Source organism: Syntrophaceae bacterium (assembly GCA_013177825.1).
Lineage (GTDB): Bacteria > Desulfobacterota > Syntrophia > Syntrophales > PHBD01 > PHBD01.
The window spans coordinates 228,917-244,686 of sequence record JABLXX010000005.1 but is presented as its reverse complement, the minus strand read 5'-3'; the positions used below and the strand labels follow the sequence as shown (position 1 = coordinate 244,686).

The 15,770-nt window shown below is 56.8% G+C and carries 10 protein-coding genes and 2 tRNA genes; 9 read left to right on the top strand and 3 right to left on the bottom strand.

What is annotated here, in order from left to right; genetic code table 11:
• The first annotated feature begins 89 nt into the window (after positions 1 to 89).
• The 3 genes from HPY65_12180 (at position 90) to HPY65_12170 (ending at position 4,638) form a co-directional block, all read left to right on the top strand.
• Positions 90 to 830, top strand: a complete 741-nt coding sequence (locus tag HPY65_12180; protein NPU85229.1) for a crotonase — start codon at positions 90 to 92, stop codon at positions 828 to 830.
• 85 nt (positions 831 to 915) lie between these two features.
• On the top strand, positions 916 to 2,781 hold the full coding sequence (locus HPY65_12175) for an acyl-CoA dehydrogenase (protein NPU85228.1): 1,866 nt from the start codon (positions 916 to 918) through the stop codon (positions 2,779 to 2,781).
• Positions 2,782 to 3,012: 231 nt separating this feature from the next.
• On the top strand, positions 3,013 to 4,638 hold the full coding sequence (locus HPY65_12170; protein ID NPU85227.1) for an AMP-binding protein: 1,626 nt from the start codon (positions 3,013 to 3,015) through the stop codon (positions 4,636 to 4,638).
• A gap of 194 nt (positions 4,639 to 4,832) precedes the next feature.
• Here HPY65_12170 and HPY65_12165 read toward each other — a convergent pair whose 3' ends face one another.
• On the bottom strand, positions 4,833 to 5,468 hold the full coding sequence (locus tag HPY65_12165; protein ID NPU85226.1) for a TetR/AcrR family transcriptional regulator: 636 nt from the start codon (positions 5,466 to 5,468) through the stop codon (positions 4,833 to 4,835).
• Positions 5,469 to 5,750: 282 nt separating this feature from the next.
• On the opposite strand from HPY65_12165, the gene HPY65_12160 reads away from it, so the two are divergent.
• Both HPY65_12160 and HPY65_12155 read left to right on the top strand, forming a co-directional pair.
• Positions 5,751 to 6,881, top strand: a complete 1,131-nt coding sequence (locus HPY65_12160; protein ID NPU85225.1) for an epoxyqueuosine reductase — start codon at positions 5,751 to 5,753, stop codon at positions 6,879 to 6,881.
• A 400-nt stretch (positions 6,882 to 7,281) separates the two neighbouring features.
• Positions 7,282 to 8,865 carry an HDOD domain-containing protein gene (locus tag HPY65_12155; GenBank protein ID NPU85224.1) on the top strand — a complete coding sequence of 528 codons (1,584 nt, stop codon included), beginning with the start codon at positions 7,282 to 7,284 and terminating at the stop codon, positions 8,863 to 8,865.
• A 323-nt stretch (positions 8,866 to 9,188) separates the two neighbouring features.
• Here HPY65_12155 and HPY65_12150 read toward each other — a convergent pair whose 3' ends face one another.
• Both HPY65_12150 and HPY65_12145 read right to left on the bottom strand, forming a co-directional pair.
• Positions 9,189 to 10,082 carry a 3-hydroxyacyl-CoA dehydrogenase family protein gene (locus HPY65_12150; protein ID NPU85223.1) on the bottom strand — a complete coding sequence of 298 codons (894 nt, stop codon included), beginning with the start codon at positions 10,080 to 10,082 and terminating at the stop codon, positions 9,189 to 9,191.
• A 409-nt stretch (positions 10,083 to 10,491) separates the two neighbouring features.
• Positions 10,492 to 10,567: transfer RNA gene (locus tag HPY65_12145), tRNA-Ala, on the bottom strand.
• 97 nt (positions 10,568 to 10,664) lie between these two features.
• Here HPY65_12145 and HPY65_12140 point away from each other — a divergent pair.
• The 4 genes from HPY65_12140 (at position 10,665) to HPY65_12125 (ending at position 15,502) form a co-directional block, all read left to right on the top strand.
• Positions 10,665 to 10,751 (top strand) — tRNA-Leu (locus HPY65_12140).
• Between the two features lie 376 nt (positions 10,752 to 11,127).
• Positions 11,128 to 11,922, top strand: coding sequence for a thiamine biosynthesis protein ThiF (locus tag HPY65_12135; protein NPU85222.1), 795 nt, complete (start codon positions 11,128 to 11,130; stop codon positions 11,920 to 11,922).
• Between the two features lie 586 nt (positions 11,923 to 12,508).
• Complete coding sequence (locus tag HPY65_12130; GenBank protein NPU85221.1) at positions 12,509 to 13,039, top strand: TetR/AcrR family transcriptional regulator; 531 nt, start codon at positions 12,509 to 12,511, stop codon at positions 13,037 to 13,039.
• 285 nt (positions 13,040 to 13,324) lie between these two features.
• Complete coding sequence (locus tag HPY65_12125; protein NPU85220.1) at positions 13,325 to 15,502, top strand: CoA-binding protein; 2,178 nt, start codon at positions 13,325 to 13,327, stop codon at positions 15,500 to 15,502.
• Positions 15,503 to 15,770: the final 268 nt, after the last annotated feature.

Here is a 15,770-nt window from a genome sequence, read left to right as displayed (position 1 = left end):
GAGCGGCTGCAGGCGGAACCGAAGAAAAGAGGAGGAGTCCGAACGTGGAGAGAACGCACGTGACGTATGAAGTGGAAGGCCGTCTGGCGATGGTGACGATCAGCAACCCGAAGATGAATGCCCTGAGCCGGCCGGTCGTCGAAGAGCTCGGTGCGGTGTTTGATGAACTGGAGCTCCGCACGGAGATCGGCGTGGCCATTCTCACCGGCGGAGGCGGAAAGGCGTTCGTCGCCGGTGCGGACATCAAGGGATTCAAGGACATCATCGGTCACCGGGACGCGGTTTTCGAGGGAGCCAGGGGCATGCAGGACTGCTTCTCGAAGATCGAGAACTCGCGCCTGGTCGTCATCGCCGCCATCAACGGCCTGGCCCTCGGGGGCGGCTGTGAGCTGGCCGCCGCCTGCGACATCCGGATCGCCGCCGACAATGTCATCATTGGCGTTCCGGAGGTCAAGCTGGGACTGATCCCCGGGGCGGGCGGCACCCAGCGGCTGGCCAGGCTGCTGGGGAAAGGAAGGGCCAAATGGATGGTCCTGTCGGGTGATTTCTTCAGTGCCCGGGATGCCTTTCAAATGGGGCTGTTGGAAAAAGTCGTTCCGGCGGCGGATCTCCTTGCTGAAGCGAAAAAACTGGCCGGCAGCATTCTCGCCAACGCCCCACTCGCCGTCGAGGCGGGAAAGAGGGCCATCAATGAGGGGGTGGAAATGTCTCTGGAGGATGGCCTTGTTTTCGAGGCGGGGCTGGTCGCCGACCTGTTCATGACGGAAGACATCAGGGAGGGGGCGGGCGCCTTCGTGGAGAAACGGTTTCCCGTGTTCCGGCGCAGGTGAGGGGTTTCATCCCGTCCGCCGGTTCTTCTCTCCGACCTGAAAGAGGACGGGCCCGCAGGGCGACGTCAAGGGAGAAAGAAAAGATATGGCCGGTTTGATTGTAGACGCAAGGGATCAGAAATTTGTTCTTTACGAATTGCTCCAGGTTGAAAACCTCTTCCGGACGAAAAAATTCGCGGACTTTTCGCGGGAGACCTTTGACATGGTTCTGGCGGAAGGCGAGAAGTTCGGAACGGAGGTGCTTTTCCCGACACTGGCGGAAGGCGACCGGGTGGGATGCAGGCTCGAAAACGGAGAGGTACGGGTGCCCGCGTGCTTCCACCGGCCGTTTCGACTCTACCGGGAAGGCGGTTGGGGCACCATGAGCGTGTCGCCGGAGGCGGGCGGCCAGGGCTTCCCCCTGGTGATGGCCTCGGCGGCCAAGGAGTGGTTCATCCATAATTTCGCCATGATCTGTTATCCCCATATCACGGAGGGCGCCGCCCATCTGATCGAGGTGTACGGAACGGAGGAGCAGAGGCGAAAATACATGGACAGGATGTACGCCTGTGAATGGGGAGGGTCCATGGCCCTGACGGAGCCGGGGGCAGGTACCGACGTGGGAAGTCTGAGGACAAAGGCCGTGCGTCAACCCGACGGGACGTTCCGCCTTCAGGGGACGAAACAGTTCATCACCTGCGGCGACCACGACCTGGTTACGAATATCATCCACCCCGTCCTGGCCCGGATCGAGGGAGACCCTCCGGGGACCGGGGGCATTTCCATCTTTCTGGTCCCCAAGTACCTGGTCCGTGAAGACGGGTCCCTGGGCCGCCGCAACGACTACACCATCGGCGGCATCGAGGAGAAGATGGGGCTGCACGGGAGTGCCACCTGCATCATGAACATGGGAGACAACGGCGACTGCTACGCCGAGCTCCTGGGCGAGGAGCGCCAGGGAATCAGGATCATGTTCCAGCTCATGAACGAATCCCGAATCGGTGTGGGAATCCAGTCACTGTCTGCGGGGAGCATCGCTTATCTTCACGCACTCCAATACGCCAGGGAACGCATCCAGGGCTCCTCGCTCAGCGACGTCCGGAACCCCGAGGCCCCCCGGGTCCCGATCATCCGTCATGCCGACATTCGCCGGATGCTCCTGTGGATGAAGGCTCACGTGGAGGGGTTTCGGGTGCTGACGTACTACGCCGCCTACTGCCTCGATCTGGCCCATGCCTGCGAGACGGAGGAAGAGCGCGAAAAGCGCATGGGGATCGTGGAGATCCTGACGCCGATCTGCAAGGCCTATTGCTCCGACATGGCCTTCCGGGTTACGGAACTCGCAGTCCAGGTTTACGGAGGGTACGGCTACTGTGCCGAATACCCCGTGGAACAGTTCCTGAGGGATGTGAAGATCGCGTCGATCTATGAAGGAGCCAACGGCATCCAGGCGCTGGATCTCGTCGGGAGAAAACTGGGGCTCAAGAAGGGGCTCTGCTTTCTGGGCCTGGTCGGCGAGATGAACGCTTCGGCGGATCGATACGGGGAGAACCCCGCCCTGAAAGCGATGGCCGATGATGTCAGGCGGGCGGTAAACGTCCTGGTGGAGACGGCGGCGTACTTTTCCGAAAGCGCCGGGTCGGGAAAGTATCTGATACCCGTCGGTAACGCCTATCCGTTCCTCATGATGATGGGAAAGGTTGTCATGGCCTGGCTGCTCCTCTGGGAGGCGGGAGTGGCCCAGGAAAGGCTGGAAAACCTGTGCGGCTGGAAAGGGACGGAGCCGGTGACGGCAAAGACCCTCGCCTCGCTGTCCGGAGACCATGCCGATGCCGCCTTCTATGTCGGAAAAATCGCTGCGGCGACATACTTCATAAAACACGTTCTGCCCGAAGTGGAAGCGGCGGTGAAGTCCATCCGGAGCGGGGATCTCTCCATGATCGATATCCCCGAGGAATGCTTTGCCGCCTGAGCAGCGGCAGGCGGATCATCGTCTTTTTTATCTCTGACCGTTATCATCTCAAGAATGTCATGCAGGTTTTGGCGGCGCTGTTCCGGTCCGCCGGGAGGGTCGCATTGCGTGAGATCGGCCGTGCGGGGAATTCATGACTTCCGGTTTTGCGGGAACATGATTTTTGAATTACCCGCGTGCGACCGACCGCTGCGGGGATTCGTGAAAGGCGCATTCGAGGAGGGCGGCAGGATGGTGGAAGAATGGTACCGAGCGAAGGAGAAGGACATTCAGTATCCGAGGGAACTGGTCCTGGGCGAGATCCTGCGCCGCAATGCGGAACGCTATCCGGATCGGCCGGCGGTCGTCTATCGGAATCGCCGGCATACCTATGAAGAATTCAATGCCCGTGTGAACCGGATGGCCAACAGCCTGATCACCTTGGGGATCAAGAAAGGCGATTGCATCGGCGTGTTCGCCCACAACTCCGACTGTTACGTCGAGGCGGCCATGGCCATCGCCAAGGCGGGCGGGATCTTCATCCCGATCAATTTCCGCCTGGTCGGGCACGAGGTGGAGTATATCCTCACATTCAACGAGGCCGTGGCCGTTTTCGTGGATGCCCCCCTTTTGGACGTGATCACCGGCATTTCCGACAGACTCCGCACCAGGCATGTCATCGTCATGCGGAGCGATGGAGCGCTTCCCCCTGATATGCTTCGTTACGAAGGCCTCCTGGACTCGGCGGCCGACCGGGAGCCGGACATCGACGTCTGGGAGGGAGATCTCGTGGGGCTGGCCCAGACCGGAGGGACCACGGGCCGTCCGAAGGGCGTGCTCTTCAGTCACCGCCACATCGGCGGCATCCTCTATCAGATCTGTTTCATCCACAACTACCGCGAAGAGGATCACGGCCTTCATGCGATGCCGTCGTACAGCTCGGCGGGAATAGCCTATGACTGGGGTGCGACGCTGTTCCACGGCGGCACCCTTTTCATCGCCCCGCTGCCTCCGTTCGATCCTGTGGGAATTCTCGAGATCATCGATCGGGAACGGATCAACCATATGACCATGGCCCCCATCATGATCGATTTCATCAACGCCTTTCTGGAGGCGTCACCGGGCAAGTACGACGTGAGCAGCGTTCGCACCCTCGTCTCCGTCGGGGCGCCCACCCCGCAGCGGACGAGGGAAAAGGCGGTTCATCTCTTTGGTCCCGGCGTGCTTTACGTCGAATACTCGGCTACGGAAATGGGCGTGGCCACCTGCCTGAAACCGAATGAAGTCCTGAAGTACCCTGGAAGCTGCGGTCGAACCGCCCTGGGGCAGGAAGTGAAGATCATCGACATGAACGGCAGGGACCTTCCCCGCAACCAGGTGGGAGAGATCTGCGTCGCCGGTCCCATGGTAACCCGGGGATACAACAAGAACCCGGAAGCCAACCGGCAGGCTTTCCACGACCGTTTCATGGGCATCGGCGACATGGGCTATATGGACGACAAAGGGTACGTCTATATAGTGGACCGGAAATCCGACATGATCATCAGCGGAGGCATGAACATCTATCCGGCCGAGATCGAGGCCGTCATGATCGGGCACCCTGTTATTGCGGAGATTGCCGTGATCGGTGTTCCCGACGAAAAATGGGGGGAGAGCGTCAAGGCGATCATCCGTCTGGAGCCCGGGAAGACATCGACGGCCCGGGAAATTATCGAGTGGTGCCGGGGGAAGATGGCCGGATATCGGATTCCGAAGTCCGTCGATTTTGTGGACGACTTTCCCCGGACGGCGATCGGCAAGGTTCAGAAATCCGTCCTGAGGAAGAAATACAGGGATGAATCAACAGACAGGACACATCCCGGCATAGCGGAGGACTGATCGTTTCCCGTATCTTTGACTCTCCCGGCAACCGGCCGGATCGCATTTTCGGGCCGTTCAAAAAGGTGGCGGATGCCATGCACCCTGCATTGCGGGCCATGGGGCGTGCATCACAGGAAAAGGGGACAGACTCGAGTCTGTCCCCTTTTCACCCTGAAACAGGAAGCGTCGCCGATGGCCTTTGACAGACTGTCCTAATCTCCGTTTTCCCTGGCCGTAAATCCGGGAATCAGGACGAACTTCAGGGTTTCCTTGACCAGCTTTGTATAGGCATCCCGGTCAATATTCAGTACTTTCAGAAAGAAACTTTCGCCGGATATCAGGCCGTGAACCGCGTTCATGACGATCATGACTTCCAGCATGGCCCTGGGAGATGCCTCTTTTTTCCCCTTCGTGAGCCCCATGGCCCTGACGATGTCGCTGGTGAACTCGGGCACCGCAACGTCGAGGCTGGAATCGATGCGCGTTTTCGAGAAATAGTTCAGAAGAATCAGGTTCGATATCTCCGGATGGTCGAGCAGGTAATCCGTCATCATGTCGAAGGCGATCCGCATGCGCTCATCCAACGAACAGCCCTGGGCCTTTTTCTCCACGTTCCGGAGCATTTGTCCCAGGTCGTTGTTGATGTCGAGAACGACCGCCTCGTAAAGGTCTTTTTTTTCACCCCAGTGGTAATGAATAGTGGACAGATCGATCCCCACCTCTTCGGCGATCATCCGGGTCGTCCCCCCGTGATAGCCGTATTCGCCGAAGATCTTTCTGGCGACTTTCAGGATTCTTGCTTTGGTTGATTCCGGATCTCTTTTGGCTTTTTCCAATGGTGTTCTCATGAATATATCCTCTATCTGATAACAAATTATCCTTAAATTTTATTTGGATAATCAGACCAAAGTCAAGACGAAAGTCTGATTGTGCCTGAGGGCGGCATGGAATACCGATCTCCGGCCGCACGACCGGACGGGCAGTCAAAATGCGGGCCGGGACGTATTTGCAGGAACGAGTGATTGATACCGGGAACGGCGCCGTTTCACACGTTTGCATTTCATGGTATATCGCCTTGGCTGTTCCTGGGCGGTTCTTGAACGACGATTCCTTGCGGAGGCGGGACTGTAATGCTGACAAGAGAGGAAATCCTGATGGAAGCGGCAAGGCTTGGATTTGTGGATGCCGGATTCACGAGCGCCGAACCCTTCCAGTCTCACCGGGACTATCTGCTGGAGCATCAGGACGAATATCAGTGGGCCGAGACGAAAGGGATATCCCTGCTGTCCGGAATCGATCCCGGCGCGATCATGCCGGGTGCGAAGACCATCCTCGTCCTTCTGGAAGGATACTTCCGGGAGTCTTTTCCTCCCCAGTTGGAGAGGCTTTTCGGGCGCTGTTACCTGGACGACGACCGGATCACCCAGGACAGCCTTGCCCCCAGGATCAGGGCCTTCCGGAACTTTATGAAGGAGCGCGGTATCGGATCGCGTGTGCCTCCCCATCTCCCCCATCGCCTCGCCGCAGCCCGGGCCGGGTTGGGGACTTTCGGCAAGAACTGCCTACTCTACGCCAACAGGGCCGTTGGCGGGAGCTCCTGGATTTTGCCGATTACGCTTATTCTCGATCGGGAGTTTCCGCCGGATGAGCCGACCGTTTCCATCGGTTGTCCCGAATGGTGCCGCAGCACCTGCGTCGTTGCCTGCCCGACGCGAGCCCTGCAGGGGAACGGGCGGATGGATCCCCGCAAGTGCATCTCCTACCTGACGTATTTCGGCGAGGGGATCACGCCCCGTGAACTCCGGGAGCCTATGGGGCTGTATGTCTATGGATGCGACCGGTGCCAGAATGTCTGTCCCCGCAATGAGCCATGGTCGGTTCGGGAGCGACCCCCCAATGCCCGCGCGGCCGCCAAGGCGCCTTTCCTCAACCTGTCAAGCCTTCTCCATATGGACAGGTCCTACTTTGAAAGCCGGGTTTGGCCGCACATGTTCTACATGCCGCCGGAAGAATTGTGGCGCTGGAAAATGAACGCGGCCCGGGCCATGGGAAACAGCCTCGATCCGGCTTACGTCCGGGACCTCGCTCGCGTGCTGGAGGAGGACGGTGACGAGCGGGTGCGGGGGATGGCCGTGTGGGCGCTGGCACGGATCGGGGGTGAGGAGGCGGGGAAGGCCCTCCGGCGGGTGTCGGACTGCTCCGGGAAAATCCTGCAGGAGGAGATGGAGCACGCCATGGCCGGATCAGCCGGAGGAATGTGAAAGCAGGGCACCCCGCTGCTCCTGTTTTCATTGAGGCCGGCCCTGTCCTTTTTTGAGACAACGGAGAATCATCGCTGCCGGTTTCTCGAAGATCCGGCTCTTCCCTTTGTCGGGACCCCGTTGGTTGGAGACTGGATCGGCGGTTGCCGTCGATTTGAAACGTCCCTGTCGTATTCATCCGATCGCCGGATCCCGAACCTTCCCCCCGATTATTGGCAGCATCTTTGCCGGCGTGGAACAACCTGTTTCCGGACGATCGTTCAGATGCAACCCTGGCTTCTGGAAACATATGAAAACAGGACTTATTATGCCATTTCTGTCCGTGCCGCGCACCCTGAATTGTCTTGACACAAATGCGCTCACTCCCCTATTCTTTTGAACACGAAGGAATTGTTCATCCATGACGAACCAGAATGAAACGAATGCCCAGAGCGCACATGGAACAGTCGAGTTTCTCCTGAGGCGGATGCGCCACAAGGGAGACCTTCCCGCATTTTCCAAGCACATCGTCGAGATCAACAGCAAGCTCTCATCCCTGAAGGCAATCACCCTTTCCGCCACGGGGGATCTGGCCAAGATCATCCTGAAGGATTTTTCTCTGACCAACAAACTCCTCAAGATTGTCAATTCCGCCGTCTATGGCAATCTTGCGGGCAGGGTGACGACCGTTTCCAAGGCTGTGATGCTGTTGGGATTCGAAAAGGTGCGCATGATTGCCACGGCCCTGATGATCTTCGAGCACCTTCAGAACAAAAGCCAGGCAGCGGAGTTGAAAGAAGTTGCCATGGAGTCTTTTCTGAGCGGTGTCATCGCCATGGATCTCGCCGATAAAATGAAAATGGGCCGGGCTGAAGAGGCGTTCATTTGCGCCATGCTTCACCACCTCGGGAAACTGCTTGTAATCTGCTATTTCCCTGAAGAATACGAAGCGATCAAAGAGGAGATCCGGGAAAAGGGGCTGGTTGAGGACAAGGCCGCTCGCGCCATCATCGGCATCTCGTTCAATGAGCTGGGCATGGCCGTTTCGCGGTCCTGGAACTTTCCGGACATGATCGTCCGGAGCATGGAAAGTCCTCCCCCGGGCATCATTGAACCTCCGATGACGGAACTCGAGCGTATGCGGTACCTTACCCATTATGCCCATGATCTATGCGCGGCCGTATCGACCTCCCAGGAAGACGGATGGGGGGCGGCCATGTCCGAGATGTCGATCCGCTATCAGAAAGTCATACCACTGCCCGTGCAGCAGATGGAGACTCTCCTGGATTCGGCGGCGGTGAAAATCGATAATTTCTCAGGGGTTGTGAACCTCGATAAGAAATCCAGCACACTCCTGAACAAACTATCCGCACACCGCAAGACCGATGAAAAGGAACTGCCCTCCGGAACGCCTGATGATCAACGGCCGCAAAAGGAAATTGCCGCCGGAATGATGCAATCGCCACCCAAATCGGCGGCCGTCCTCGCCCAGGAAAAGAAACGGATCGTCACGAGCGGCATCAGCGAAATTGCAGACGTTATGAAAGGTTCATACAACTTAAGCGACGTCATATACATGATCCTGGAGACGATGTACCGGGGGTTTGAGTTCAATCGGGTCATCTTCTGCCTGCGGGACGTGAGCGGGAAAAAGGTAACCGGGCGCTTCGGTCTCGGCGAAAGGTCGGAAGAAATGGTGGCGCTGTTTCAGATCCAGATCGGCCAGGCCTCCGATATTTTCAACATCGCTATTTCGCAGGGCCGGGGGATCATCATCGCCGACGCCAATGCCCCCAATATTATCCAGAATCTTCCTGCATGGTATCAGGCGTCCGTCGCGGCGCCGGCTTTTCTTGTCTATCCGCTTACCATCAAGGGAAAGTGCCTCGGTCTGTTTTATGCAGACCGGAACGAGAGCGGGCCTCTCCTCACGGAAAGCCAGTGCCTGCAAATGGAAGATCTGCGCGATATGGCCGTTGAAGTGATCACGCAGAAGCATCTGTAGAAAATCACACCCCGGCCTGGCCTTTCCCGGCCGCTAAATCGCCCGTCTGCGGATTCCGGTCGGTCCGGTTTCGTGGCATCCTTCCCATGAACAATCCGGCGCGGATCCGGGAACAGACCGCTTGAAAATCGTCTATGAATCGGAACGATCCGGAGGAGGCCGGCGGGAATGCCGGCCCCTTCCGGAGCAGGATTGAAAATTACGATTTCAGAGCCCCTGAGACCCGGGATGACGAGGACGACCTCGGTGTGGCAGGGCTTACCGATGCAGCCGTCCCGGTGCAGGAAGGCTGCTCATGCGAAGGCTTCTTCCCCGCGATCGAATCATCCCTTGAGGAAATCGGGCTTGGCCCAGTCGGCATCGGGATAGGTATAGAATCCCTTGCCCGTCTTTGCGCCCAGTTCTTTCCGTTCGATCATGTCCTTGAAGGCCTGGGGCGGCAAATCCTTCGGATCCTTGGATTCGTTGTAGTAGGACATCTCGATGTCGTAGACCACGTCGAGCCCCACCATGTCCATCATGGCAAAGGGGCCATAAGGCATGCCCGTAAAGACCCGCCAGGCGCGGTCGATGTCCTGGTAGTCCACGAAGCCGTTGCAGGCCATGTAAAGCACCTGCTTCTTCACGGCCCGCCAGACGCTGTTGAAGCAGAACCCCAGGATCTCCTTGTTGACCTTCAGCGGGATCAGTTCGAGGGAGCGGACCCACTGCCGGGCTGCCTCGATCACTTCAGGTGGGGTCTTGGTGCCGCCCATGATGTCGCAGAGGATGAAGCCCACGGCCGGCTGGTAGAAATGCATATTCAGGCATTTCTCAGGACGCTTGGTGGCGTCTTCGATCCGGGAAATCGGGATGGATGAGCTGTTGGAGGCCAGGAGTGCCGTCTTGGGCGCCAGGGCGTCCAGCTCGGCGAAGACCTTCCTCTTCAATTCCAAGACCTCGGGAACGGCCTCGATGACAAGGTCCGCATCCGCCACGGCCTCGGCGAGATCCCCGGTCCGTTTCACGGAAGCCGCCGCCTTCTCCCATTCTTCCTTGGAAACCGTGGGGCCTTTACCCATGGCGGCCATCATGAACGTCATTTTTTCCACTGTTTTCTGGAAGATTCCGGGATCCTGGTCGTAACCCCGGACATTGCAGCCGTAGGAAGCCGCCTGAACGGCGATCTGGGTCCCGAGGGTGCCCAATCCGATAACGCTGATGTTCTTGATGTTCATGTTGCTCTCTCCTTTGTCCGTTTTCGCCGGGACGGTTCATCGAAGTCGCCTTTCGGCTGCTCCGCGGAAGGCCGTCTTCCAGCCTGGTTTCCATGTTTTCCCGCTGCCGCTCCGCTGGAGTAAAGTCGAAAACAAAACATCCCGGCCATAAATGCCCGAGGTGCTTCCCTTAGTCAAGGCGGAAGGTGGGCCTGGACGGCCTGGCGGGCATAAGTTCCTGTGAGGCGGTGGAGGCGAGAGGGGCGGGAGAGACGGGATGGATCGTTGCCGCCGTGGAGGCTTGAACGAATCCAGGAAGATGTTGGATGGAAGGCTCGCTGGAAATGCTGCCTGAAGGTCGGGCGAAGTATGTTGCGATTGAGTGACTACGAAAAAGGGGTCAGGCTTAAGCCTGACCCCTTGATTTTCATGGTGGAGCTGGCGAGAATCGAACTCGCGACCTCTTGAATGCCATTCAAGCGCTCTCCCAACTGAGCTACAACCCCATGTCTCAAAGAGGACGGGAAACTAGCACAGCGTTTCCGGCATTGTCAATACAATTCTCTTGACTTTGCATACCCCGGCGGCTAATCTCGCCGCCGTGCCGGAGTGGTGAAACTGGTAGACGCAGGGGACTCAAAATCCCCCGATCGCAAGGTCATGTCGGTTCGATTCCGACCTCCGGCACCAGATGAAATCAAGGGCTTCTGCAGTTTCAAAGGGCTGTCGAGCCCTTTTTCTTTTTCTTCACCCTGCGAGAACGGTACAAGAACGCGAGGACTATCGTGACGTCAAGACCGCGATGATCCATATCCATGCCAACCGTCGTGGACCAGCGGGTGTTCGCAGTCCGACGCACAAACTATGACACAATCAAGGAGGTTGCCTTATACCGATCAAAAAGATGCCGTGAAAGACTGCGATTTATAGCGTAACCAGTCGAATATAAAGATCTTGTCGCACCTTTGGCAATCGATCTAATGGCATTTTATTCGGACAGGAAACCCCAATTGGGTATGTTATACGGATCACTCTCGTTATTGTTGGCTTATGGGAGATTGAATTTATGCAGGATTTTCTAGATCGTACATTCCCTTTATTAGAGAAGGAAGGGGTCGAGGCGCTTTCAACCGCGCTGATTGCTTTTGCCGGACTCGGTGGCGTCGGCGGAGGTGCTTTTTTGAATCTGGTCCGCTGTGGGGTGAAACGGTTTCGATTGTCTGAAAACGGTGTCTTTGATCCACCCGATATGAACAGGCAGGTTGCAGCCTTTGCTTCGACGATGGGCCAACCCAAGATTGAAGTTTATGAACGGCTTGCCCGCGAGATCAATCCTGAGGTTCAATTAGAGTTGTTCCCCGAAGGAACGACCGTTGGCAATCTTGAGCAATTCCTCGATGGCTGCGATGTTTATGTGGGTGTGATTGACGTTGAAAAGGGTGCAGATGTTAAAGCCATGACCCCAGAATTGCTCATGCGGTTTAATATCCCCCTTTTTACGGCCGGTGCGTTTGGATTCGGTGCTCTCCTGGTCGCCCATCATCCTGACGGCATGATGCCCGATGAATTTTGGGGATTATTGAAGAAGAAATCTAACATGGGAGGCTTCTTTCCTTCTTTCGTTTCAGATAAATTCGAGCCTACCACAATGAAACGACTGGAGAACGCCGCAAGAACGGGTAAACTGGCAACGACAAGTATCGGAGGATCCGTATCAGGAGCCCTTCTTGCGTCGGAAGTACTGGCGTATCTTCTTCGTGATACAGATCTCGTGAACCGCGACATCATTTTTGCTCCGAAGTTTGTTACAGTTTGTCTTTTGAGGATGGCTATGGAAGTGGTTGATATCACGGAAAAGTGAAACGATGAAGCAGACGAGAAGCCGTCGGATCACGATCTTCGGGGAAAAATGTGCATGTATAATGCCTATTTGATGGAGACCTCCGCTATCAAGGGCTCATACGGTATTAAACAGCCGTTGGGCCCTTTTTTCTTTTGGATACCCTCCTTAATCGCACGAACAAGCAAAGTGCCATGGTCTTCCGATGCACATTGAAAGCCCGGCAGGCCCTCGGCCTGAAGGACGATGATCTGATCGTTTTGCCGGAGCGGGACGCACGGGATATGAACGAGCGGTAAGTCATCCCAGGCCGATTGAGACTTGTGGGGAGATATTCCGCCCGCTTAAATTCGTCCGTTCCCTTTCTCTCGCATTTCTCACTCTCCCACCGGTCCGGCGTTTCAAGGCCTCATGAGCATGGCCGCAGAGAGGACATCCTGCAGCAATCGGCCGCTGGTTGCCATGCAGGCCCCGGAGGCAGGTTATCCATTCATCTTGGTGCTGCAGCCATCGAACATTCGTTAGGAAAATCCGGCATAAAAAATATTCTCAGCAGGTTGGATTTTGTGATGGTTAACATACCATACGGTATGGTATGAGGCAGGTCATGTCAAAAGAAAGAGACACAAAGACAATCTGGCTTGAAGAGGGTTTGAAAATCCTGGCGAAAGAAGGACCCAGTTCACTTTCCATCGACAGGCTCACCCTCGCCATCGGGAAAACGAAGGGTTCCTTCTACCATCACTTCAGCAGCCGTGACAGTTACATTGAGGCACTGCTTGAATATCACGAAAAGAGCATGGTGGATGAAGTCGTGGAACGGACAAATGAAGCCGGCGATCCTCATGCAAGAATGAAGAAGCTCACGAAGCTGGCCTTTCAGATTTCGGGCGAACTGGAACTGGCCATGCGTGCATGGGCGTTATACGATCCAAAGGTGAGAACGTTTCAGGATCGCCTGGACCGGCGCAGGCTGGAATACGCGAAGGCACTGTATGTGGAATCGGGTATGTCCGCCGATAAGGCACAACAGCTGTCTCGTCGCGATTACTCGTTTTTCATAGGACTTCAGCAGCTCAAGCATCACTATGACGAAAAAGAGTTCAGAAGCATCCTGCGAAGTGTTTTCTCCGGATAAGAAAGAGTTGTGAAAACGTCGCCCGACCATGTTGATGTGAATCATTGCATCAATCCTGCCTGTTACATCGCAGAGCTGGAAAAAATCAGCATCGCAAATACACCGGGCAAAGACTGTCCATTAGGGCGGGCCAGAACCGGCCTCGATTTGTTGGATGCCGACGAAATCCGGGTAACGGTGGGATCCCGGCGTTGCCATTGGCGGGAAACGGAGAGGAGGGCCTCCCGGCGGGAAGCTCCCCAGCGGACCACATAGTAGACACAGTTTGCATGAAGGAGAAGGGAAATGGATCCAAGGCGTCTGGTTGAAAAAGCAAAAAATGAAGGCAGATCAACTCTTACCGAAGCGGAATCAAAACAGATGCTGGGTTGCTATGGCATTCCCGTTGTTGAAGAAGGTGCAGCGAATACAGCCGAGGAGGCGGTCCTGCTCGGGAATAAAATCGGTTATCCCGCCGTCCTGAAAGGCCTGGGGGCAAAGCTGACCCATAAGACGGAAAAGGGCCTTGTCCATCTGAATATCCGAGACGAAGAAGAGCTTCTTGCTGCGGCAAGAGCAGTGGCCGGTGCGGCTGGAAATGACCTGGAAGGCTATCTCGTTCAACCCATGATAAGCGGACGACGCGAGTTTGTTGCGGGGCTCTTCTGCGATCCCCAGTTCGGCCCTGTTGTCATGTTCGGCCTGGGGGGCATTTTCACAGAGGCCCTGGAAGATGTCGTCTTTCGGATCGCCCCGATCAGCGGGGGGCAGGCGGAGACGATGATCGAGGAACTCCATTCCTCCCGTCTGCTGCGGGCTTTCAGAGGGGAAGCGCCCGCCCGGAGGGAGGAAATGATCAGGACACTGGTCGGGCTGTCCCGTCTCGGCCTGGAGTTGACGGATGTCACGGAGGTGGACATCAATCCCCTCATTGTCGGCGCCGACGGACGTGTGACTGCCGTCGATGCCCTGGTTGTCCTTGGGGAAAGGCCTGCTCCTCCAGCCGCCCGTCCCCCTGTTGACGTCCGGGACGTTTTCAAGTTCTTCGTCCCTGAATCCGTTGCGTTCGTCGGCGCCTCGTCCCAGTTCGGGAAATGGGGAGAGGCGCTCTACACGAACGTCCTGGCGGGCGGATACGAAGGAAAGATCCATCTCGTGAATAACAGAGGGGGAGAAATCTTCGGCAGGGAGGTTTACCGGTCAATCGGCGAGATCCCCGGAAAGGTCGATCTCGCAGTCGTGACGATACCGGCGGCCCTGGTCTCCGGATTGATCCCGGAATTCCAGGCCAAGGGGGTCCGGCATATGCTTCTCACGACCTCCGGATTTGCGGAGGTGGGGAGCGAGGGAAAAACACTTGAAAGAGATCTGGTCCGGAAGGCCGACGAAGCCGGTATCGTGATCCTGGGCCCCAACACCATGGGGCTCTCCAGTCCGCATGCAAAATTCAACTGCGTGTGGGCTCCTTACTGCCCGAAACCGGGTTCCATCAGCATGATTTCTCAATCGGGGACCATGGGGGCCTTGTTCCTGCATTTTGCCGATGAGGAAAACTATGGAATCCGGGCCTTCAGTGGTACGGGCAACGAGGCGATGATCACCATCGAGGATTATCTCAGCGGATTCGCGCAGGATGACCGGACAAACACGATCGTTCTCTTCATCGAAAGCATCAAGAACGGTCGGCGGTTCTTCGAGGAAGTCTCCCATGTATCCAGGGGAAAACCGGTCATCATCCTGAAAGGGGGGAGGACGGAAGCCGGACAGCGGGCGACGGCCAGCCACACGGGCGCCCTGGCTTCCAACACCCGGATTTTTGAAACGGCCTGCAGGCAGGCAGGGGCCGTGCTGGCGAGGCAGCCCCTGGACCTGTTCGACCTTGCCGCGGCCTTTTCTTTCCTTCCTTTGCCGAAGGGGAAGCGGGTAGCCATCATGACCATGGGGGGCGGCATGGGCGTAGTTGCGACGGATGCCTGCATCGAATCCGGGCTGGAAATACCCCCCCTGCCGGAACACTTGATTTCGCAAATCAACGAACTTCTCCCTGATTATTGGAGCCGCTCGAATCCCGTGGATATGGTCGCTGTTTCCGACCTGGAACTCCCGCTGCGCGTGCTGGAGGTGCTTGCATCCTGGGACGGGTGCGACGCCGTGTTCCATCTCGGGACCGGTGAAAGAGGATTGTTCGGAGCGAAGAAGGCCGGTATATTCAAGATGGCTCATCCGGAGGCCGTTCCGGAGTGGCTGGAAGACAGCGACCGTATCCTGGATGGGATTTATGAACAATTTGTCACCCATACAATTGAACTGATGAAAAAATACGGCAAACCGATCCTTGGCGTCTCGATGAACGGCAAGATCGTGACGGATATCGACGGCGGTAACCTCAAGGGGATTTCCTTTCCGACACCCGAGCGCGCCGTCCGGGTCCTGGCCCGGATGGTGGAATACGGGAAGTGGCTTTCCCGGGCCGGAAATGAGTAACGGGCTTTCCGGATATCAAGGGGTTGGTTGTTTTACATTGTTCGAAAAAGGGGGGGGCTCCTTCCCCCCTGAAAAATCGCCTGAAAATCTGTCTTCATGATTGGAACTCTTCCGTATAGTTGAGTCATTTATGGTATTTTCTCTTAAACGAACCTTCCCCGTTGCGGATAATCCTTCCAGCAGATCGTAACGCTCGTTGGCCAGAGATCAAACAAGCAGGACCGGGAGCGGGCTTCCTTGCGTTTCACTGTCATCGAATTTTCATAAA